The 19,897-nt window shown below is 55.7% G+C and carries 23 protein-coding genes; 7 read left to right on the top strand and 16 right to left on the bottom strand.

What is annotated here, in order from left to right; all coding sequences use genetic code 11:
• Nucleotides 1–102 precede the first annotated feature (102 nt).
• Entirely contained in the window at nucleotides 103–1,482 is a 1,380-nt protein-coding gene (gene purB / locus AURMO_RS00115; RefSeq protein ID WP_110232584.1) for an adenylosuccinate lyase, read from the top strand.
• A gap of 50 nt (nucleotides 1,483–1,532) precedes the next feature.
• Here purB and AURMO_RS00110 read toward each other — a convergent pair whose 3' ends face one another.
• The 8 genes from AURMO_RS00110 to AURMO_RS00075 all read right to left on the bottom strand — a co-directional run bounded on the left by AURMO_RS00110 (nucleotide 1,533) and on the right by AURMO_RS00075 (nucleotide 7,454).
• A complete protein-coding gene (locus AURMO_RS00110) occupies nucleotides 1,533–1,787 on the bottom strand; it encodes a hypothetical protein (RefSeq protein ID WP_110232583.1) in 255 nt (84 codons plus the stop codon).
• Complete coding sequence (locus tag AURMO_RS00105; RefSeq protein WP_110232582.1) at nucleotides 1,784–2,347, bottom strand: hypothetical protein; 564 nt, start codon at nucleotides 2,345–2,347, stop codon at nucleotides 1,784–1,786. The genes AURMO_RS00110 and AURMO_RS00105 overlap by 4 nt, the downstream gene beginning before the upstream one ends.
• Before the next feature lie 39 nt (nucleotides 2,348–2,386).
• A complete protein-coding gene (gene dnaB, locus AURMO_RS00100) occupies nucleotides 2,387–3,754 on the bottom strand; it encodes a replicative DNA helicase (RefSeq protein WP_110232581.1) in 1,368 nt (455 codons plus the stop codon).
• Between the two features lie 452 nt (nucleotides 3,755–4,206).
• Nucleotides 4,207–4,659: a 50S ribosomal protein L9 gene (gene rplI / locus AURMO_RS00095; protein WP_110232580.1), complete on the bottom strand. Its 453-nt coding sequence runs from the start codon at nucleotides 4,657–4,659 to the stop codon at nucleotides 4,207–4,209.
• Between the two features lie 11 nt (nucleotides 4,660–4,670).
• Entirely contained in the window at nucleotides 4,671–4,934 is a 264-nt protein-coding gene (gene rpsR / locus AURMO_RS00090; protein ID WP_096382948.1) for a 30S ribosomal protein S18, read from the bottom strand.
• Nucleotides 4,935–4,998: 64 nt separating this feature from the next.
• A complete protein-coding gene (locus tag AURMO_RS00085) occupies nucleotides 4,999–5,478 on the bottom strand; it encodes a single-stranded DNA-binding protein (RefSeq protein ID WP_110232579.1) in 480 nt (159 codons plus the stop codon).
• Nucleotides 5,479–5,483: 5 nt separating this feature from the next.
• A complete protein-coding gene (rpsF, locus tag AURMO_RS00080; protein ID WP_096382942.1) occupies nucleotides 5,484–5,861 on the bottom strand; it encodes a 30S ribosomal protein S6 in 378 nt (125 codons plus the stop codon).
• A 168-nt stretch (nucleotides 5,862–6,029) separates the two neighbouring features.
• A complete protein-coding gene (locus AURMO_RS00075; protein WP_110232578.1) occupies nucleotides 6,030–7,454 on the bottom strand; it encodes a CCA tRNA nucleotidyltransferase in 1,425 nt (474 codons plus the stop codon).
• Nucleotides 7,455–7,515: 61 nt separating this feature from the next.
• On the opposite strand from AURMO_RS00075, the gene AURMO_RS00070 reads away from it, so the two are divergent.
• The 5 genes from AURMO_RS00070 (at nucleotide 7,516) to AURMO_RS00050 (ending at nucleotide 13,291) form a co-directional block, all read left to right on the top strand.
• Nucleotides 7,516–9,498 (top strand): DUF6049 family protein, encoded by a 1,983-nt coding sequence (locus AURMO_RS00070; protein WP_110232577.1) that lies wholly within the window; start codon nucleotides 7,516–7,518, stop codon nucleotides 9,496–9,498.
• A gap of 137 nt (nucleotides 9,499–9,635) precedes the next feature.
• Nucleotides 9,636–10,589 carry a thioredoxin-disulfide reductase gene (trxB, locus tag AURMO_RS00065; protein WP_110232576.1) on the top strand — a complete coding sequence of 318 codons (954 nt, stop codon included), beginning with the start codon at nucleotides 9,636–9,638 and terminating at the stop codon, nucleotides 10,587–10,589.
• 15 nt (nucleotides 10,590–10,604) lie between these two features.
• Nucleotides 10,605–10,931, top strand: coding sequence for a thioredoxin (trxA, locus tag AURMO_RS00060; RefSeq protein WP_110232575.1), 327 nt, complete (start codon nucleotides 10,605–10,607; stop codon nucleotides 10,929–10,931).
• An 81-nt stretch (nucleotides 10,932–11,012) separates the two neighbouring features.
• Nucleotides 11,013–12,332: an aminotransferase-like domain-containing protein gene (locus tag AURMO_RS00055; protein ID WP_110232574.1), complete on the top strand. Its 1,320-nt coding sequence runs from the start codon at nucleotides 11,013–11,015 to the stop codon at nucleotides 12,330–12,332.
• A 17-nt stretch (nucleotides 12,333–12,349) separates the two neighbouring features.
• Complete coding sequence (locus tag AURMO_RS00050; RefSeq protein ID WP_110232573.1) at nucleotides 12,350–13,291, top strand: D-alanine--D-alanine ligase family protein; 942 nt, start codon at nucleotides 12,350–12,352, stop codon at nucleotides 13,289–13,291.
• 30 nt (nucleotides 13,292–13,321) lie between these two features.
• Here the strand turns inward: AURMO_RS00050 and AURMO_RS00045 are convergent, their stop codons facing one another.
• The 8 genes from AURMO_RS00045 to rpmH are packed head-to-tail and all read right to left on the bottom strand — an operon-like array spanning nucleotide 13,322 to nucleotide 18,155.
• Nucleotides 13,322–14,284, bottom strand: coding sequence for a ParB/RepB/Spo0J family partition protein (locus AURMO_RS00045; protein WP_110232572.1), 963 nt, complete (start codon nucleotides 14,282–14,284; stop codon nucleotides 13,322–13,324).
• Nucleotides 14,271–15,224: a ParA family protein gene (locus tag AURMO_RS00040; protein WP_239406835.1), complete on the bottom strand. Its 954-nt coding sequence runs from the start codon at nucleotides 15,222–15,224 to the stop codon at nucleotides 14,271–14,273. Before AURMO_RS00040 ends, AURMO_RS00045 begins: the two co-directional genes overlap by 14 nt.
• A 36-nt stretch (nucleotides 15,225–15,260) precedes the next feature.
• The gene (gene rsmG / locus AURMO_RS00035) at nucleotides 15,261–15,887 is read right to left on the bottom strand and encodes a 16S rRNA (guanine(527)-N(7))-methyltransferase RsmG (protein WP_110232571.1); all 627 of its coding nucleotides are present in this window, start codon (nucleotides 15,885–15,887) and stop codon (nucleotides 15,261–15,263) included.
• Between the two features lie 14 nt (nucleotides 15,888–15,901).
• Nucleotides 15,902–16,405 carry a Jag family protein gene (locus AURMO_RS00030; RefSeq protein WP_110232570.1) on the bottom strand — a complete coding sequence of 168 codons (504 nt, stop codon included), beginning with the start codon at nucleotides 16,403–16,405 and terminating at the stop codon, nucleotides 15,902–15,904.
• 2 nt (nucleotides 16,406–16,407) lie between these two features.
• The gene (gene yidC, locus AURMO_RS00025; protein ID WP_110232569.1) at nucleotides 16,408–17,364 is read right to left on the bottom strand and encodes a membrane protein insertase YidC; all 957 of its coding nucleotides are present in this window, start codon (nucleotides 17,362–17,364) and stop codon (nucleotides 16,408–16,410) included.
• 7 nt (nucleotides 17,365–17,371) lie between these two features.
• A complete protein-coding gene (gene yidD / locus AURMO_RS00020) occupies nucleotides 17,372–17,635 on the bottom strand; it encodes a membrane protein insertion efficiency factor YidD (protein ID WP_239406892.1) in 264 nt (87 codons plus the stop codon).
• 41 nt (nucleotides 17,636–17,676) lie between these two features.
• A complete protein-coding gene (gene rnpA, locus AURMO_RS00015; protein WP_110232567.1) occupies nucleotides 17,677–18,009 on the bottom strand; it encodes a ribonuclease P protein component in 333 nt (110 codons plus the stop codon).
• Between the two features lie 8 nt (nucleotides 18,010–18,017).
• Nucleotides 18,018–18,155: a 50S ribosomal protein L34 gene (gene rpmH, locus AURMO_RS00010; protein WP_022881903.1), complete on the bottom strand. Its 138-nt coding sequence runs from the start codon at nucleotides 18,153–18,155 to the stop codon at nucleotides 18,018–18,020.
• Between the two features lie 326 nt (nucleotides 18,156–18,481).
• Between rpmH and dnaA the strand changes: the two genes are divergently transcribed.
• Nucleotides 18,482–19,897, top strand: coding sequence for a chromosomal replication initiator protein DnaA (dnaA, locus tag AURMO_RS00005; RefSeq protein ID WP_110232566.1), 1,416 nt, complete (start codon nucleotides 18,482–18,484; stop codon nucleotides 19,895–19,897).

Here is a 19,897-nt window from a genome sequence, read left to right as displayed (position 1 = left end):
CGAAGGAAAAGCTGCTCTCGACCCAGAAGAAGTCATGATGTGGAGCGTTTGCTCCGGCTACGCCTGTGAAGGGATAGCTGTTTTGTTTGGGAGAATAGAAGCATGACGCTTCCTATTCAGGTCCTCAGCCCGCTCGATGGTCGATACCAGGCCGTTGTTTCGCCACTGGGCGAGTACCTCTCGGAAGCAGGGTTGAACCGTGCTCGCGTCACCGTGGAAGTTGAGTGGTTGATTTACCTCACCAACCACTCCATGTTTGGCACCAGCCCCTTGAGTGCTGACAATGTCTCTGCCCTTCGTGCACTGGTGACTGATTTTGGTCAGGCAGAGATTGATGAGCTTGCTCGTCTTGAAGCCACCACTCGTCACGACGTGAAGGCAGTGGAGTACTTGGTTCGTGCCAAGCTGTCCGAGCTAGGTCTGGACCACATTGCTGAGCTCACCCACTTTGCCTGCACCTCTGAGGACATTAACAACCTCTCGTACGCCCTGATCGTTCGTGATGCGACCAAGAACATTTGGCTGCCGGCTTTTAAGGCCGTGATTGCTCGTCTGCGCGAACTCTCTGTTCAATACCGCGACGAGGCCATGCTGGCCAAGACCCACGGGCAGCCGGCAACCCCCACCACCATGGGTAAAGAACTTGCTGTGTTTGTCTACCGCCTCGAGCGCATTCAGAAGCAGATCGAGGGTTCGGAATACCTCGGTAAGTTCTCGGGTGCAACCGGAACCTTCTCTGCTCACCTTGCAGCCGAATCAGAAGCTAACTGGCCGAAGATTTCAGAAGAGTTTGTGACATCACTGGGTCTGACCTGGAACCCGTTGACCACCCAGATCGAATCACATGACTGGCAGGCAGAGCTCTACACCCGGATCTCTCACGCCAACCGGGTGATTCACAACCTTGCAACTGACATCTGGACCTACATCTCGATGGGCTACTTCCGTCAGATTCCTCAAGCTGGTGCGACCGGTTCGTCCACCATGCCTCACAAGATCAACCCCATCCGCTTCGAGAATGCTGAAGCCAACCTTGAGCTCTCCTCTGCAGTCCTTGACTCACTCTCCGCAACGTTGGTCACCAGCCGTTTGCAGCGTGACCTCACCGACTCCACCACCCAGCGCAACGTGGGCGTCGGTTACGGTCACTCTCTCCTGGCTCTGGACAACATTCGCCGTGGTCTGAGCGAGATTGACCTCGACTCGGATGCTTTAGCCCACGATCTCGACACCAACTGGGAAATCCTAGGTGAAGCTATTCAGACCGTGATTCGTGCTGAGGTTGCTGCTGGTCGTTCGACCATCTCTGACCCTTATGCCCTGCTCAAGGAACTCACTCGTGGCAAGCGCATTGGTCGCGATGACCTCATTGCCTTCGTTTCTGGTCTCGAGATCGGTGACGCAGCAAAGGCGCGACTGCTCGAGCTCACACCTGCGGGCTATGTGGGTCTGGCTTCTGACTTGGTTGATTACCTCACGTAAGAATTAACGAAAGAAAGCCCCTCGCAAGAGGGGCTTTCTTGGTTAGAGACTTAGTGAGCAGATTTCTCGGGTGAGTGATCCTGCTCTTCGATATCAAGCAGCTCCTGCTTATTGGGCTTGATTGCCAGCACAAACATGGCCATCGAAACCAAGCACACAATAAACACCGCACCAAATGAAATGCTGCTGAGGATGAGGTCACGTGAGGACATCAACACAACCAGCCCGGTGAAGAGTCCCAGGAGTGCCGAGACAATCAGTAGCTCAACGGGCTTCAAGCGGTCGCGAAGAGTGGGAGTGGTCATGAGGAAACCTTACGGGTTGTGGATTGTGCATCGGAACGAAGTGAAATGCCGGCAATGACTTGGTAAACACCCACGATGGCTGCATATGCACCAAAGATGCCCACGGCATAGACGTCATTCATGGGAACAACTGCTTCAATAATGGCCAAGATTGCTGTGAACCCACCGATAGTGAGCCATTCTTTAGCAACCGTGCGGTTGCTCTCTCGATATCCCGCATAGAGTTCGAGAGCTGCAGTGATTCCAGCCCAGATACTCAGCACCAACAGAAGTGCAGGAAGGCCGCCGGTGAGCGTTGCAGAGGCGATAGCCGCAGCAACGACAGTTGCTATCGCTTGTATTCCAACCAGAGTTCGGTTCAACCCCTCAAGCGGGACAGACATGACGGTGAAGATGAGCGTGGACGCCAGCAGGAAGGCAAACCCGACAAATACGGTGAGGCCGACAACTGCAGCGTGGTTGCGCGAGAAGGTGATCACGACAGCAGCTACCAACGCGGGGATGGAACGCAAAATAAGTGCGTTACCCACACGAGTTAGAGAGCTGTCAGCGATTGCCACGGCTCAAGTCTAAGGCCGAACGAGAGAGTGAAATTCCCGTTAAACCTTGGGCATATCGGCGAAGCGAGAGAGGTGACCCTGGAATCCGACCGTAATTGTCGCGGTTGGACCATTACGGTGCTTGGCCACGATGAAGTCTGCCTCACCTGCGCGGGGGTTCTCTTTTTCGTATGCACTTTCACGGTGCAGAAGAATTACCATGTCAGCGTCCTGCTCGAGCGATCCCGATTCACGCAGGTCCGAGATGGCTGGCTTCTTATCTGCACGCTGTTCCGGTCCACGGTTCAGCTGTGACAGCGCAATAACGGGAACTTGGAGTTCCTTTGCCATGAGCTTGAGTGCACGAGAAAACTCAGAAACTTCTTGCTGACGGCTTTCGACCTTCTTGCCGGAGGTCATCAGCTGCAAGTAGTCGATAACGACCATCTTCAGGCCGACCTTCTGCTTGAGGCGACGGCATTTTGCGCGAATTTCAACCAGGGTCATGTTGGGGCTGTCATCGATGTAGAAGGGGGCATCGTTGATACGGCCACGGGTGCTGGCGATAGTGGTCCAGTCGCGGTTATCTACTGTTCCCTTACGCATGTTCTGCAGAGGAACGGAGGCTTCAGCCGAGAGCAGACGCATCGCGATTTCCGACTTACCCATTTCGAGAGAGAAGAAGATGGCGGGGAGGTTGTTCTTGATCGATGCAGCACGGCAGAAGTCCAGTGCCAGAGTCGACTTACCCAGCGCAGGACGTGCTGCCACGATGATGAGTTGGCCAGGGTGGAAGCCGTTAGTGAGCTCATCGAGGTCAGCAAAGCCGGTGGGAACTCCGGTCATTTGACCGTCGCGACCCTTGGCAGCCTCAATCTCAAGGATTGCGGTATCCACCGCGTCCGTCAGCGGAACATAGTCTTCGGTTTCGACAGAACCGGTGACCTGGTAGATCTCTGCCTGAGCGGTGTTGACCAGGTCAACTGCTTCACCTTCACCGGCATACCCCATCTGCACGATGCGGGTTCCGGCTTCAACCAGACGACGCAATAGTGCGCGCTCGGAGACGATGTTGGCGTAATAACCAGCATTTGCTGCAGTGGGAACGAGTGCGGTGAGAGTGTGCAGGTATTCCGCACCACCAGCACGGCCCAGTTCACCGGACTTGGTGAGCTCGTCGGTGACGGTGATCACATCGGTGGGTTCACCGTGTGAATACAACGACATCACAGCATCGAAGATGACTTCGTGCTTGGGGATGTAGAAATCGTTGCCACGAAGAATCTCGACGACGTCTGCCACAGCGTCTTTGCTGAGCAGCATGCCGCCGAGAGCACTTTGCTCCGCCAGTAGATCGTGCGGGGGAGTCCGTTCGCCCTGCCAGTTTTCGCGAGAGTCTCCTGGAGAACCGAGGTGGGCAATCGACATGCTCACGTGTCCTTCCTTTGACTGTGCAGGTGGGTTATCTGAACTGTAACCCGCTCCTCTGACAATGGTCTGTGACAGACCTATTGAGAGTTGTATCCCAACTGTAGGAACACCTTCAACCACAACCAAATGAACCTGTGGATAACTCTGTGCATGAATCTCAAGAAACGCCGGTGAGACTGTTCATAAGCTGGGGGTAACGCTGTGGACAAAGGAAAAAATTTACCTAATTTATTGCTTCTGAACTGCGTTTTTAGTTATCAACGGGTGTGAACATTAATTTCCTTCAAGCATGTGTTTAAGCTTGGGGAAAATTAGCCTCTATGTGTATAAATATGGCCCCTTAAAGGTCTTGCGCTGTACCCCCATTAGGAGTAATGGTGACCTCGTTTGGGCATAAAGAAAGGGCGGAAAGCCGAAGCTTTCCGCCCTCTGCGGTTCTTTACAGGGAATTACTTTGCAGCAACAACCTGGATGGTGATGGTTGCAACGATGTCGTCACGCAGACGAACGGTTGCTTCGTGCTCACCAGTGAACTTGATGGGGTTCGCGATCTCGATCTTGCGCTTGTCGATAACGCCAACTCCGGCGCTCTCCACTGCAGCAGCAATGTGATCGGTCTTGACCGAACCAAAGAGACGGCCGTCGCGTCCAACCTTGACAGCAAGCTTTACCTTGGTGCCTTCGATCTTGGACTTGAGCGCCTGTGCCTCTTCAAGGGTTGCGAGTTCGCGAGCGGTACGAGCAGCACGAATCTGCTCAACCTGCTTTTCGCCACCACGAGACCAGACAACTGCGAGGCCCTGAGGAATGAGGTAGTTACGGGCAAAACCGTTCTTTACCTCGACAACGTCGCCTGCCGAACCAACGCCGGAGACTTCATTCGTAAGAATCAACTTAGACATGTTCGAACTCCTTAGCGGCCAGCGCCTGCGTAGGGAAGAAGAGCCATCTCGCGGGCGTTCTTAACTGCCTTGGCGATGAGGCGCTGCTCCTGGACAGAAACACCGGTGATACGGCGAGCGCGGATCTTTCCACGCTCAGAAACGAACTTGCGAAGAGTGGCGACGTCCTTGTAGTCGATCACACCAACGCGGATAGCCTTCGCAGGTGCGAGAGCCTTAGCGCCCTTGCCACCGCGGAGTGGCTTGCGGGCTCCGCCGCTAGCTTTTCCAGCCATGATTACCTAACTTTCGTAAATTTTTTATCAAGGATCAACGAGCGTTGAGCCTGAAGAGGATTGTTTAGAACGGCGTATCGTCTGCGGGGATACCGGGGGTGTTCCAAGGGTCTGCTGCAGGAGCGGTTGGCGAACCCCAAGGTTCGTCGTTGCCTGCAGGGACTCCGGGGCGACCCGAGGATGCCGCGCGGCTCACAGTTGCCGTGGCGTAGCGAAGCGAAGGACCGATCTCATCTACTTCGAGTTCGATCGTGGTTCGCTTTTCGCCTTCCTTGGTCTCATACGAGCGCTGCTTGAGTCGACCGGTTGCGATGACGCGGGAGCCCTTAGTCAGGCTGCCTGCGACGTGCTCGGCAAACTCGCGCCAAACGCTGGCACGAAGGAAGAGAGCCTCGCCATCTTTCCACTCGCTTGATGCGCGATCGTAATTGCGCGGAGTAGAGGCAATGGTGAAGTTGGCGACTGCGAGTCCGTTCTGCGTGTAACGCAGTTCGGGGTCACTCGTGAGGTTTCCCACAACGGTGATGACTGTTTCGCCGGCCATGTTACTTACGCGTCCTTCGAAGCCTTGGCGGGAGCAGCAGCCTTGCGGGCAGCCTTCTCGTCAGCAAGCTTTGCAGCAGCGGCAACCATAGCAATGGCTTCCTCTGCGCGCAGAACCTTGGTACGCATGACAGCTTCGGAAAGCTTCAGCTGGCGGTCGAGCTCGACAGTTGCGTCGGCGCTAGACGTGAAGTTAACGACGGCGTAGATGCCCTCGGATTTCTTGTTGATCTCGTAAGCCAAACGACGCTTACCCCAGATGTCAACGTTCTCGATGGTTCCACCATCGTTACGAATGACGTTGAGGAACTTGTCAAGGCTGGGAGCTACGGTGCGCTCATCGATCTCTGGATCGAGGATGACCATCAACTCGTACTGATGCATGACTAACCCACCTCCTTCGGACTAAAACGGATACAGACGGTCTGTATCAGGAGGGTTGTGCATGTGCCATCTGAGGAGGCCGGATATTTCCGGCGCACAGACAACTTCCCCAGTCTAGACCGGGGTGGTCCGTTAATCCAATCCGTGCAAGCCCGGCATCGGCGTGAACTAGCGGTTTGCCCACCAGGCGAGCAGGCGTTCGCGGGCGAGGTCGGCCCCAATGGGCCCCTCGTCCAAGCGAACGTTAAGCAAGTAGTTATACGCCTCGCCGACCTCACGCCCGGCAGGGATGCCCAAGATGGCCATGATTTCTTCACCGTTGAGATCGGGGCGCACTGCCGCCATCTCTTCAGCCTCGGAGAGTTCCTTAATGCGGTTCTCGAGGTCGTCATAGGCAAAGGACAGGCGATCTGCCTTGCGCTTGTTGCGGGTGGTGACATCGGCGCGGGTCAAGATATGCAGTCGTTCGAGCAGATCTCCGGCATCGCGGGCATAGCGGCGCACAGCCGAATCACTCCACGCCGCATCGGAGTAGCCAAAGAAGCGCAGGTGGAGTTCGATCAGGCGTGCCACGTTCTGCGTGGTTTCCTTATCAAAGCGCAGTGCTTTCATGCGCTTGACCGACAGCTTTGCGCCCACCAAGTCGTGGTGATGGAAGCTCACTGCCCCACCAGATTCCAGCTGACGTGTGGCGGGCTTGCCAATATCGTGCAGGAGAGCAGCCAAGCGAAGCGTGAGATCGGCGGGTTCGCCAGGGTGGCGTTCCTTCTCGAGATCAATGGCTTGTTCCAGCACCGTCAAGCTGTGTTCATAGACATCTTTGTGGTGGTGGTGTTCGTCTACTTCCAGGCGCAGGGCAGGAATTTCGGGCAAGACGTAACTGGCGATTCCGGTGCGCACGAGCAGTTCAATACCGGCACGTGGCTTGTCGGTGAGTAGGAGTTTGCACAGCTCTTCGTTCACCCGCTCTGCTGAGATGTTCTCAATAGAGCTCGCGAACTCGGTCATCGCCCACTCGGTTTCCTCGTCCAACTGGAATCCCAGTTGAGAAGAGAACCTGGCTGCACGCATCATGCGCAGAGGGTCTTCGGTGAAAGAGACCTCTGCCGACTTGGGTGCGCGAAGAATTCCCGCCATCAAGTCTTCGACACCACCAGAGGGGTCGACCAGAACTAATTCAGGTAGCCGAACGGCCATCGCGTTGACGCGGAAGTCGCGCCTGGTGAGATCTTCTTCGAGGCTGTCGCCGAAGGCGACAACAGGCTTGCGCGTCTTGCCGTCATATTGATCGGCACGGTAGGTCGTGATTTCGACCTTCTCGCCCGCAATTTGAGCACCGATGGTGCCAAAGTCGCGACCGATGTCCCAGTGCGCTTCTGCAATGGGTTCCACCACACGGATGATGTCATCAGGCAGCGCATTCGTGGTGAAGTCCAGGTCATGCACCTCGTGGCCCAAGAACGCATCACGGACTGGACCGCCCACGAGGGCAAGTTCGTATCCGGCATCGGCAAATGCTGCCGCCAAGCGTGAAACGCTGGGCGACTTACTCAACTGAGTAAGTGATTCGATGGCGGAGGCTGCACTGTGCATTTCCCGCCATTCTACGGGGAGCGTCAGGGAGTTATTCAGTTGCGACGCCTACAATGGCAGGATGCCTTCCCTGCTGATTCGACGCGTCACGATGTCGTTTTCAGCAGCCTTCGTCGCCCTGCTCCTTCTCGTTGCTGGACTGGCTTCCTCGAATCTTCCTCAGGCACACGCTGACGAATCTGTCAGCGTTGTTCTTACCCCCGCAACGGTGAGCGCATCCCCTGGCCAAAACCTCACCGTCACCGTAAATGTAACCAACTCGGGTTCCGGGACACTGACCGCAGGTGAAGCCATCTTCACCGCACCTTCGGCAGCGCTGTCCACCGTTGCTGATCTTGATGCCTGGTTTGCAGCCGAAGACAATGACGCACAGCCCGGTCGCTACCTCGCCACAGCTGATGTCCCCGAGATTGCCGCCGGCAAAAGCGCTGACGTCGTCATCGAATTACCTCTTTCTTCCGGTCGTTTCGGAGGAATCTGGGGTGTTCGAGGTCTGGCCGTGGATTACCAGGTCGGTGGCGACAGCGTGGGTTCTGCTCGTTCCTCGTTTGTCTGGACAACGGCGGTAACTCCCGAAAAGACCGCGTTTACAGGGATTTTGCCCATCGTGCCCCCACCCAGCACCTCTGGTTTGCTCACCGCAGAGGAATTGACCGAGCTCACCGGCCCCAGCGGAATCTTGACTAGACAACTCGATGTTGCTCGAGGTCGCCCGGTTGTCTTGGCTGTTGACCCCCGCATCCTCGCCTCGATCGAGGCTCTGGGTGACAAAGCACCCGAGTCCGTGTTGTCGTGGCTCGGTGTGCTGACTTCGTTGCCCAATGAAAGCTTCCTGCTGGCCTACGCCGATGCAGATATTTCAGCACAGGCACAATCAGGCGCATCGGCGCTGATTTCCCCTTCCACCACGGACGTCATCGTCCCTGTCGTGGAAGCGGTTCCGTCGGCAACCCCTAGCCCCACGGCAGCTCCCCTGCCCACTGCGGCTGTGTTCACCCCCACTTTGAATGACGTGGCATGGCCTGTTGCGTCCTCAGTAATTGGTTCTGATCTGGGAATTTTCTCCACAAGCGGGCTGACTACTGCGATTCTGTCTTCGACAAATGTCAACGGAAACGACATGTCTGCTGGTGTTGCCGGTGGTCTGCCCAGTGTGGTCACCCTCAGCGGTTTGAGCTCAGCGCTGAACCACAACGATGTTTCCCGTGCTGCCTCCTACTTGGCGGTGTCATCCGTTGATGAAAGCCAGGGCGGCCGCTCCTTCGCTGCTCTTCCACGTGAAACATTCAGCATTACCGGATTGACCAAACTTGGACTCACTCTGGACACTCTGCTAGCTCAGGAATGGGTGAGCACTGGCACGATGTCATCTGGCCTCGCCTCAGCAAGCTCTGCCCTGGAGATTGTTGATTCCCCCGAGTCTTCTCATCGAATCTCGGTTGTCAGCAACTTGTTGGCCCGAAATGCTGCGGTTTCCGCGTTTTCGACCATTGCCGAAGATCCCTCGCTGATTACCAACCCCGCCACCCGCGAACTCGCTGCCGTGTTGTCTGTGGGCTGGTTGGGAAATTCTGACTGGTCCACTGCTGTGGGCGAGAGCTTGCGCTCATCTGAGAAAGTATTGAAGTCAGTTTCTGTTGTGACCAGCAGCACCATCAACATGGTGGGCGGTCAGGCAAACATTCCTCTCTCTGTTTACAACGGTTTGCTTCAGCCCGTCACGGTTGTGGTCAATGCTGATCCCAACAATGCCCGGTTGATTGTCAAAGGCTCTGAAAAAGTCACCATCCAGCCAGAATCCCAGGCCAAAGCACAAATTCCTGTTCAAGCACAGGTCAGCAACGGCAGTTCTGTCCTGACCGTGAGCTTGCAATCAGTGGATGGCGTAGCCATCGGTGAACCCGTCTCCATCCCCATCAACGTGCGTGCAGATTGGGAAACCTGGGGCTTAGGTGCGGTAGCACTTGCCTTTGTTGGCCTGCTAACCGCAGGTGTTATTCGCACCCTGCGCCGTCGAAAGACTGGCTCCCCAGAAGCTTCCTAAGCTTTACCGGAATATTCACTGAGTATTCACTCACGGCACCCGACATATCTCCAACTTTCGGGAATAACCGGCCAGTAGACTGGGTTTACATCTGTGCCTGCACGTTCGGGCACACCTTTTCTTTTCTTGGAGTTTTTGTGCGTCAAGTCATCATCATTGGTTCGGGTCCAGCTGGCTACACCGCTGCGATCTATGCTGCTCGCGCAAACTTCAAGCCCCTCGTCATCGCTTCTTCTGTTGAAGCCGGTGGCGAGCTTATGAACACCACTGAAGTTGAAAACTTCCCTGGCTTCCCCGAGGGAATCATGGGTCCTGAACTCATGATGAAGATGCAGGAGCAGGCTGAGAAGTTTGGTGCTGAAATCCTGATGGATGACGTGGTCAGTGTTGAACTTGCTGGTGAAATCAAGCGCGTGACCACCGGTGGTGGCCAGACTTTCGAAGCCCTCAGCGTGATTTTTGCTACCGGTTCTGCCAACCGCAAGCTCGGCCTTCCTGACGAAGACCGTCTTTCCGGTCACGGTGTTTCCTGGTGTGCAACGTGCGATGGCTTCTTCTTCCGCCAGAAGACGGTGGCCATTGTCGGCGGTGGCGACTCCGCCATGGAAGAAGCAAACTTCCTCACCCGTTTTGCGGACAAGGTCTATGTCATTCACCGCTCAGAGACCCTGCGTGCATCGAAGATCATGCAGGACCGCGCTCTGGCGAACCCCAAGATCGAATTCCTGTGGAACTCCACCATTGAGTCGCTCAATGGTGCCGAGGCTCTCACCGGTGTGACCATCAAGAACACCGTCACCGGTGATCTCAGTGAGGTTGAACTGCAGGGATTGTTCATTGCCATCGGTAATGACCCTCGTACTCAGCTCATTCATGGCCAGTTAGACCTCGCACCAGAGGGAACTGTTGCTGTGGAGGGTCGCACCTCCAAGACAAACCTCACCGGTGTCTTTGCTGCCGGTGACGTGGTTGACCCCACCTACCGCCAGGCTGTTACCGCCGCGGCGAGTGGCACTGTTGCTGCACTCGATGCAGAGCACTACCTCCAGTCACTTCCTGCCGAGTTGCTCGCGCAGGCCGAAAACAACTAATACCAAGGAGAAATCATGTCTGCAGCACCCGCAGTTACTGACGCAAGCTTCGACGCAGACGTCCTCAAGAGCGGCAAGCCCGTTCTCGTTGACTTCTGGGCTGAGTGGTGTGGCCCCTGCCGCGCCGTTGGACCCATCCTCGACCAGATTCGTGCCGAGCACGGCGACAAGATCGAGATCGTCAAGCTCAACGTGGATGAGAACCCTCAGACCGCCATGGCTTACCAGATCACCTCGATTCCTGCGATGAAGGTCTTCGTCAACGGTGAGGTCACCAAGACCATCATCGGTGCCAAGCCCAAGCCAGCACTCGAGCACGATCTCGCTGACTACATCGGCTAAATCACTCTTTTCGAAGGCCGCCTGAGTATCTCGGGCGGCCTTCGGCAGTTAAGCCCGATTAATCCCAACTACGATTGTTCTGTGGCCGAGACAAACGAGACTCGTCAAGGAACAAACCTTGACCCCTGGTTCAATCACTACGCCAGCCGTTCTGCAGGGCTGAGCGCATCTGAAGTGCGCGCCCTTTTCGCGGTGGCCTCTCGTCCCGAAGTTGTTTCTCTTGCCGGTGGCATGCCGTATGTTCGCGCGCTTCCTGAGTCCCTGGTCAACGGTGCTCTCGAAAAGGTCATGAGCGAAAACGGCCCGATGGCGATGCAATACGGCTCAGGCCAGGGTGTTCCTGCTTTGCGCGAGCAAATCCTCGAAATCATGGCCCTCGAAGGCATTTCCGCCTCGGTGGATGATGTGGTTGTCACCACCGGTAGCCAGCAGGCTCTAGATCTGGTGACCAAGCTCTTCATTGATCCCGGTGACGTAATCCTTGCCGAAGCCCCCAGCTATGTGGGCGCTATTGGTGTATTCCGTAGCTACCAGGCAGATGTTGTGCACGTTCTCATGGATGAGAACGGTCTCATTCCTGAGAAACTGCGCGAAGCCATAGCTGACGTGAAGGCCTCTGGCCGCACCATCAAGTTCCTCTACACAATCCCCAACTTCCACAACCCTGCTGGTGTGACTCTTTCAGCAGAGCGCCGCCCCGAAATCCTCGAGATTTGCCAGAGCAACGGCATTCTCATCCTGGAAGACAACCCCTACGGTCTGCTTTCCTTCGAAGAGGACGTTCCACCCGCTATCCGTTCACTCAACGAAGACGGCGTTATTTACCTAGGGTCGTTCTCCAAGACATTGGCTCCCGGATTCCGCGTGGGCTGGGCTCTCGCCCCCCACGCCATCCGCGAAAAGCTGGTCTTGGCGGCTGAAGCAGCGATTTTGTGCCCCAGCTCGTTCAGCCAGATGGTGATTTCGGAATATCTGAGCCAGGCCGACTGGAAGGGTCAGATCGAAACCTTCCGTGGTGTTTACAAAGAGCGCCGTGACGCCATGCTCGAAGCGTTGGAAGAACACCTGCCTGACTTGAGCTGGAATGTGCCCAACGGTGGTTTCTATATCTGGTGCTCTTTGCCCGAAAACCTTGATTCCAAGGCGATGCTGCCTCGTGCGGTGACCGAATTGGTTGCCTACACACCAGGTACCGCGTTCTTCGCAGACGGTGGCGGACGTCAAAACATCCGCCTGTCCTTCTGCTACCCCACTCCCGAGAACATCAAGATCGGCATCCGCCGTCTTGCCACCGTGATTCGTGGAGAATTGGACCTGCTGGCTGACTTTGCCGGAACCGGTTCTCTCACCGCTGCGGCCGGTGATGACAACGTCATCGCCCCACCACCTGACCTGAGCTAACGAAAACGAGGCTTTTTATGTCATCTCTCAACATTGCGGTTCTTTCCGGTGGTATTTCTCACGAGCGTGAGGTGTCTTTGCGCTCAGGTCGTCGCGTTGCCGACGCATTGACCGCGCGCGGCCACAACGTCACCATCATTGACCCCGATGCCAACCTGTTTGCCACGCTCAAGAACCTGAACCCTGATGTGGTGTGGCCTGCACTGCACGGATCCAGTGGTGAAGACGGTGCTGTGCTGGATCTTCTGCACGCTGCTGGTTACAACTACGTCGGCCCCTCCGCTTCCGCAGCTCGTCTGGCCTGGTCCAAGCCGGTGGCCAAGACCTTGGTTTCACGCGCTGGTGTGAGGACCGCGCCGTCGATCACCGTTGCACGTGAAGCATTCCGTGAGCTTGGCGCTGGTTCAGTTTTGGAATTAATTGCTTCTGAGCTGGGAAATCATGTCGTTGTGAAGCCTGCTTCGGGTGGATCTGCGCAGGGTGTTTCCATTGTGACCAAGGCAGAGGATCTCCCCCGTGCGATGGTGGATGCCTTCACCTACCACGACGTCGCACTCGTAGAGAAGTTCATTGCGGGCACTGAGGTGGCCGTGACGGTCACAGACGGTGCTTCTGGAGCTACTGCCCTGCCTGCGGTAGAAATCGTCCCTCTAGACGGCGTCTACAGCTTCGAGGCTCGTTACAACGCCGGAGAAACCACGTTCTTCGTCCCCGCACGTGTCTCGGACGAGATTGCGGAGAAGATTTCCGCTGCCGCCGTCACTGCACATGACACTCTGGGCCTGTCTCAGCTCTCGCGCATTGACCTGATCGTGGACGAGGCAGGCGAGCCCTGGTTCCTAGAGGCCAATGCACTTCCGGGACTAACCGAGACCTCGAGTGCACCGCTGGCTATCGAAGCTTCGGGAGTTGACCTCGGTCAGCTTTACGAAGCACTCGCACGCGCAGCAGCTAACTAGGCGGTTTCCCGCCCACGTTTCACGTGGAAACTAGTTCTGGCCGAACGGGGTCTCACCCAGTTCGGTGAGGATGCGGTTGAGGTCACCAATTGTGGCAAATTCGATGCTGATCAGGCCTTTTTTCGCGCTGAGAGCAATCTTCACTCGCGTATCAAGTCGATCTCCGAGGCGTTCAGCGATCTCGTCGAGGTGGCCGCGGCGGGTGCCCGCCACAGGCTTGGGCTTCTTCGCAGTGGGGGCTTCCCCGGCCAATGCCTCGGCGGCGCGGACCGAAAGGTCCTCGTTCACAATCTTGTCTGCCAGGCGCTGCATGGCATCAGGGTCACCCACGGCCAAGATGGCACGAGCGTGACCCGCACTGAGAACACCGGCAGCCACACGCTTCTGAACCAGGGGGGGAAGGCGGAGCAGACGAATGGTGTTGGAGATCTGGGGACGTGAACGGCCAATGCGCTCAGCGAGCTGTTCTTGGGTAATACCAAAGTCAGCCATGAGCTGCTGGTAGGCAGAGGCTTCTTCGAGTGGGTTCAGCTGGGAGCGGTGGAGGTTTTCCAGCAGAGCATCGCGGAGCATGTCTTCATCCGCGGTGTCACGAATGATGACCGGAATCTGCTCGAGGCCCACTTCCTTAGACGCACGCAAACGACGCTCACCCATGATGAGCTCGTAGTTTTCAGAACCAGGGATGGTGCGAACCACGATCGGCTGCAGAATTCCGATTTCACGGATGCTGTGGACCAGTTCAGCAAGATCTTCAGGGTTGAAGACCTTACGAGGCTGCTGAGGGTTGGGAACAACCAGGTTGGGGGAGATGAAGGCGAGGCGGGCGCCAGGTACCTCAACGAGGTCAGCGTCATTGTTCTCGACCACGGGAATGGCGCCGGTGCCAACCTGGTCGGGGAAGAACACGTCCACGGGACGTTCGGAGGTGGGGGCGGTGGGAATGAGTGAGCCAATGCCGCGGCCAAGGCCGGTGCGCTTATTCGTTGCCATGTGTGGCCTCCTGGGTAGTAGTGCTGGCAGCTCCGGGGGCGCCACGGAGGGCAATCTCGTGTGCTGCTTCGATATAAGAAATAGATCCGACCGACATGGTGTCGTAGCTCACCACAGTCTGGCTATAGCTTGGAGCCTCAGAAACGCGCACAGCGCGAGGAATGACGGCGTTGAGCACCTGCTGGGGGAAGTGCTGGCGCACATCAGCGGCGACTTCGTGAGCCAGGCGAGTGCGGCTATCAAACATGGTGAGCAAGATGGTCGAGACCTGAAGATAGGGGTTGAGTCCCTGATTAATCATCTCGATCGTGCTCAGCAGCTGAGAAAGACCCTCGAGGGCGTAGTACTCACACTGAATGGGGATGAGAACTTCACGTGCTGAGGAGAATGCGTTGATGGTGAGCAGGCCCAATGAGGGTGGGCAGTCAATGAAGACGTAGTGGAAATCATTACCGGGCTCATTGAAGAAACGTTCCAGGGCGTCCCGGAGAAGGAACTCACGGCGATCGATGCTGAACATCTGAATTTCTGCGCCGGCAAGATCGAGGTTAGATGGCGCGCAATAGAGCTCGCCTTCCTCGGTGCTCTTCTGAATAACAGAGCTCAGTGGCTTACCTTCGACCAGTACGTCGTAAATGCTAGGAATATCGCCGTGGTGGTCGATTCCTAGCGCTGTAGAGGCATTTCCCTGGGGGTCAAGGTCAATAACCAGCACTTTCGCGCCAAAGCGAGCAAGAGCCGCAGCAATGTTCACCGTCGTCGTGGTCTTACCCACGCCACCCTTTTGGTTCGAGACAGTAAAGACGCGTGGACGAGAAGGCAGTGGGGGAGCAGGGCGCTCCAGAATGCGGCGTCGAGCGGTCAGATCACTGAGTTCGCGCGCCAAAGGGGAATCGACGCCACTGAGTGACGTATCAATCGATTCTTCTGGATGTTTCACGTGAAACCTTTGGATCAAATGAGTGCGGAACGAGGTCTACTCAACTGTAGCCCGAACCACCCTCGTTACTTCATCGAGGATTCCCTCACCCAGGGTGAGAACCTCTACGTTGTGGAGTTTGAAGGCACGAATCTGCTTAGCGGCAGCATCGATCTCTGCAGCAGCGCCAGCGCCCTTCATGAGAACAAGTTCTCCGCCTGGGCGAACCAGGGGAGCTGTCATGGGGATGAGCTTTTTGAGAGCACTGACGGCACGTGCCGTAACTTGATCTAAGAGAACGTCACGACGAACATCTTCGGCTCGATCACGGACAACCGTGACGTTCTTGAGGTCTAGTGCGGCTACTTGGTCGTTCAACCACGCGGTACGACGTTCCATGGGCTCAATGAGTACAAACTCGACATCTGGTCGAGCAATAGCGAGAACCAGTCCGGGGAGACCTGCACCGCTGCCCACGTCACCCACGCGGCCATTCAACAAGGGCGCAACAATGCCGCAGTTGAGAATGTGCCGTGACCACAAACGAGGGAGCTCGAGGGGGCCAATCAGGCCCAATTCCTCACCATATTGTGCCAAGTTCGCCGTAAATTGGCGGGCTACAGCAAGTTGATCTCCAAACACGAGAGCCGCTTGAGCTGGCTCCGCTTCATATTCGGGAGTCAATGTTTCACGTGAAACTATGCGCCGGCGGTGATAACGGTGTGGCGGTCTTTGCCCTCACCGTCGGAGTGTGACACCAGGCCACGCTCGCTCACCAAGTCGTGCACAAGCTTGCGCTCGTAGGAACTCATAGGAGGAAGTGCTGCGGCAGCTGCCCCTGCTTCGAGGCGTGCGGCTGCGGCATCAACCAGGGCTGCGAGCTCCTGCTCGCGGGTCTGGCGTGATCCGCCCACGTCAAGAATGAGGCGTGAATACTGGCCAGTCTTGTTCTGAACAGCCAAACGAGTGAGCTCCTGCAGGGCAGAAACGGTCTCGGGGCGAGAAAGAACACGGACATTGCCCTGCTCCGATGCGGTTACGGATACATAAGCACGTCCGTTGCGGGCATCAATGTCCAGATCGCCATCGAGATCAGCGATGTCGAGGAGTTCTTCTATGTAGTCAGCGGCAACATCTCCCTCGTTCTCGAGGTCTTTGATGGTCGGAGCTGCTTTGGGCTCAGTAGTGAGGTCTTCAGACATGATTACTTCTTCTTTCCGGACTTCTTTGCGCGGTTTTTACCAACAGGCTGCGCACGCTGTGCTGGCTTAGGGGCTTCAACTTCAATAACTTCAGTGGTTCCCTTGGGGAGCTTGCCGCGGCGAGCAAGGCGCTCCTCGCGGTCCTTAGCTGCCTGGCTACCAGGAGTGGGCATGTTTCGGATCACAATGAACTGCTGACCCATGGTCCAGAAGTTGGACACCAGCCAGTAGAACATGACGCCGAGGGGGAAAGTGAAGCCAGAGAAGGCAAAAACAAGGGGGAGTAGGTACAACAGGATGCGCTGCTGACGGAAAGCGGGGCTCGCCTTGGTCTCTTCTGACATGTTCTTGGAGACGATCTGCAGCTGAGTGATGAACTGTGATGCGGTCATAAGCACAACCATCACCATGGCGATAACCATGACGGCAACCTGCTGAGGCTGAGCGTTCATTGCGCTCACAAAAGTCGAGTGCAGAGGGGCAATACCGAAAATCGAAGCAGAACCAAACTGTTCAGCAAGCTGCTGGTTCAGCGGACCAACACCTGCCTTGGAGTTCTGTGCTTCGTTCAATACCGAGAACAAACCAAAGAAAATAGGCATCTGCAGCAACAGGGGCAGGCAGGAACTCAGTGGATTGCTGCCCGTGCGGCGGTAAAGCTCCATGGTCTCGCGAGACATAGCTTCGCGGGAGAACTGGTCCTTCTTACCCTTGTACTTGTCCTGAATCTTCTTCAGCTGAGGCGCAATTTCCAGCATCTTGCGCTGGCTCTTGATCTGCTTGACGAATACCGGAATCAGGGCGGCGCGAACGACAACAACAAGGCCGACGATGGCAAGAACCCAGGTAGCACCTGCCGCAGGGTCCATTCCCATGCTGGTAAACAACCAGTGGAAGAAGACGAGGATTAGCTCAATAGCCCACTTAATGGGCCACAGAATTGCACCAATGATATCCATACGAGCGCTATGCCCTTCCTTGATTCAGCACAACGAAACCTAGTGTTGTGACTGTAAAAATCTTGTGCTTCGCGGGCGGCACATCATCGACGCCACCGAGTGCCCACGGGTTGCACCTCCCTAGCCTACGCAGTGTTAAGGCAGAACCCACAATGAGACCGCGTTGTTGCAGTGCTTGAAGTCCATAATGAGAGCAGGTTGGGTAGTACCTACAGACATCTCCATAGAGCGGAGAGATCACTTTCCGGTAGACCAGGGCCAACGAAATCATGATATTTCGGGGTAACAAGAAGAGAAACCACAAAATCTTCTTCATGATGAGGCGCTCAACTTCTCAAGGGTGCGAAGTACATCAGCATGCAGGTCCTCCCACGATGCCGTCGCGGCAGCAGGAAGTGCTCTAATCACGATGTCGGCGCTGCGCGCGTCTTTGACCTCCCAGGCAATTGCCCGGAGCTGACGGCGGACCCGGTTACGTGTGGGTGCATTACCAAGAGCTTTAGAGGTGACAATCCCGAAACGAGAAAGACCTCGGTCACTGGGAGCTGCATATGCAACAACCAAAGACGAGGTCTGTTTCGTTCCGCGACGAGTAATTCGGCGGAAGTCCGTTGGCAAAGCCAATCGGTGTGCCCGATCGAGCACGGCCGATACTAAGCGGAGAGTTCGGTGCGGCCCTTACGGCGGCGTGCAGCAAGGATGGCGCGGCCGGCGCGGGTACGCATGCGAAGGCGGAAGCCGTGCACCTTGGCGCGGCGGCGGTTGTTTGGCTGGAACGTTCTCTTGCTCATAAGTCAATCTCCATGAAGGCTGATGTCGCGCGCCCACGAGAGCGCGGCGCAAAACATTGGGATGCGCAATGGCATCAACCGATTAAATCTAAGGCTTTACAGCGCTCCCGTCAAACCAGAGCACACACCAACCCAAGATTATGAGTGTGAACGAGCAAAGTTTTTTGTAACGACACGCAAATAATGGAAACTGGAGTTGCCTTCATCCACAGGTTTTCGATACGGTCGAGAGAGTTATCCCCAGCTTTTCACGCTTGAGACCGGAGGTCCACGTGAAACATCCAGAATGCGGTGGATAAGTATGGGAACAACCAGAGGGGAAACACATGTCCGACGACAACATGCGCGGTACGTGGACTTCCATTCTTGAAGCCCTCGCTTCTGATCCTGGTGTTACTCCTCCGCTGTATGGTTTTGCCTCGCTCATTGAGCCCAAGGGCATCATGGCGGGAACCTTCTATTTAGAAGTTCCTAATGACTTCACCCGGAGCATGGTTGAACAGCGTCTTCGTGGACCATTGCTTTCCGCTATCGGCAGCCTGGGTGAACTGAGTGAAGTTTCTACGTTTGCCATTGTGGTCAACCCCGATCTGGTCGCAACTGAAGAATCTGCTCCTGCCGTTGAAGTGGAAGAAATCAAAGAGGACCGTAACCCGGTCACTGCTCCCACCATCATGGCTACCGAGAGTGAACTCGAGTCACGCCTGAACCCTCGCTATAACTTCGACAGCTTTGTTATTGGTGGTTCAAACCGCTTTGCTCACGCAGCAGCAGTGGCCGTAGCTGAAGCGCCGGCCAAGGCTTACAACCCTTTGTTTATCTATGGTGAGTCAGGTTTGGGTAAAACCCACTTGCTCCACGCCATTGGTCACTATGCACAGAGTTTGTATCCCACCATTCGTGTTCGTTATGTCAGTAGCGAAGAGTTCACGAACGATTTCATTAACTCCATTGCCAATAACCGTGGCGCTGCATTCCAGTCCCGGTATCGCAATATCGACATTCTGCTGATCGATGACATTCAGTTCTTGCAAGGTAAAGCTGAAACTCAGGAAGCCTTCTTCCACACCTTCAACACGTTGCACGACCACAACAAACAAGTTGTGATTACCAGCGATGTTCAGCCCAAGCACCTAACCGGCTTTGAAGACCGCATGCGTACTCGTTTTGAGTGGGGTCTCATTACAGATGTTCAAACACCTGACCTTGAGACCCGTATTGCGATTCTTCGTAAGAAGGCAGAGCGCGAAAAGCTCAGTGTTCCTGACGACATCATGGAATTCATCGCCACGAAGGTCACCAGCAACATTCGTGAGCTTGAGGGAACACTCATTCGCGTAACCGCGTTTGCCAACCTCAATAAGCAGGCCGTGGATCTTCCCTTGGTGCAAACGGTGTTGAAAGACCTCATCACATTGGATGAAGACGACATCATTGCCCCCATTGACATCATCAATAACACTGCGGACTATTTCCGCTTAGGTATTGACGAGCTCACCGGTACATCCCGGGCTCAGGCAATTGCTACCGCACGTCAAATTGCTATGTATTTATGCCGTGAAATGACGAACCTGTCACTACCAAAAATTGGTCAGCTTTTTGGTGGCCGCGATCACACCACCGTGATGCACGCCTGCAAGAAGATTGCTGAATTAATGAAGGAACGTCGTTCTATCTACAACCAGGTCACTGAACTAACCACCAGAATCAAGCAACGTAGCTCATACGCACGTAATAACTAG

The organism is Aurantimicrobium photophilum (assembly GCF_003194085.1).
GTDB classification, from domain to species: domain Bacteria; phylum Actinomycetota; class Actinomycetes; order Actinomycetales; family Microbacteriaceae; genus Aurantimicrobium; species Aurantimicrobium photophilum.
This window is presented reverse-complemented; position numbering and strand designations above follow the sequence as displayed.

Coding starts and splice junctions, on each gene's coding strand:
- purB (WP_110232584.1), top strand. CDS start 103: ATGACGCTTCCTATTCAGGTCCTCAGCCCGCTCGATGGTCGATACCAG.
- AURMO_RS00110 (WP_110232583.1), bottom strand. CDS start 1,787: ATGACCACTCCCACTCTTCGCGACCGCTTGAAGCCCGTTGAGCTACTG.
- dnaB (WP_110232581.1), bottom strand. CDS start 3,754: ATGTCGATTGCCCACCTCGGTTCTCCAGGAGACTCTCGCGAAAACTGG.
- rplI (WP_110232580.1), bottom strand. CDS start 4,659: ATGTCTAAGTTGATTCTTACGAATGAAGTCTCCGGCGTTGGTTCGGCA.
- rpsR (WP_096382948.1), bottom strand. CDS start 4,934: ATGGCTGGAAAAGCTAGCGGCGGAGCCCGCAAGCCACTCCGCGGTGGC.
- AURMO_RS00085 (WP_110232579.1), bottom strand. CDS start 5,478: ATGGCCGGCGAAACAGTCATCACCGTTGTGGGAAACCTCACGAGTGAC.
- rpsF (WP_096382942.1), bottom strand. CDS start 5,861: ATGCATCAGTACGAGTTGATGGTCATCCTCGATCCAGAGATCGATGAG.
- AURMO_RS00075 (WP_110232578.1), bottom strand. CDS start 7,454: ATGCACAGTGCAGCCTCCGCCATCGAATCACTTACTCAGTTGAGTAAG.
- AURMO_RS00070 (WP_110232577.1), top strand. CDS start 7,516: ATGCCTTCCCTGCTGATTCGACGCGTCACGATGTCGTTTTCAGCAGCC.
- trxA (WP_110232575.1), top strand. CDS start 10,605: ATGTCTGCAGCACCCGCAGTTACTGACGCAAGCTTCGACGCAGACGTC.
- AURMO_RS00050 (WP_110232573.1), top strand. CDS start 12,350: ATGTCATCTCTCAACATTGCGGTTCTTTCCGGTGGTATTTCTCACGAG.
- AURMO_RS00045 (WP_110232572.1), bottom strand. CDS start 14,284: ATGGCAACGAATAAGCGCACCGGCCTTGGCCGCGGCATTGGCTCACTC.
- AURMO_RS00030 (WP_110232570.1), bottom strand. CDS start 16,405: ATGTCTGAAGACCTCACTACTGAGCCCAAAGCAGCTCCGACCATCAAA.
- yidC (WP_110232569.1), bottom strand. CDS start 17,364: ATGGATATCATTGGTGCAATTCTGTGGCCCATTAAGTGGGCTATTGAG.
- yidD (WP_239406892.1), bottom strand. CDS start 17,635: ATGATTTCGTTGGCCCTGGTCTACCGGAAAGTGATCTCTCCGCTCTAT.
- rpmH (WP_022881903.1), bottom strand. CDS start 18,155: ATGAGCAAGAGAACGTTCCAGCCAAACAACCGCCGCCGCGCCAAGGTG.
- dnaA (WP_110232566.1), top strand. CDS start 18,482: ATGTCCGACGACAACATGCGCGGTACGTGGACTTCCATTCTTGAAGCC.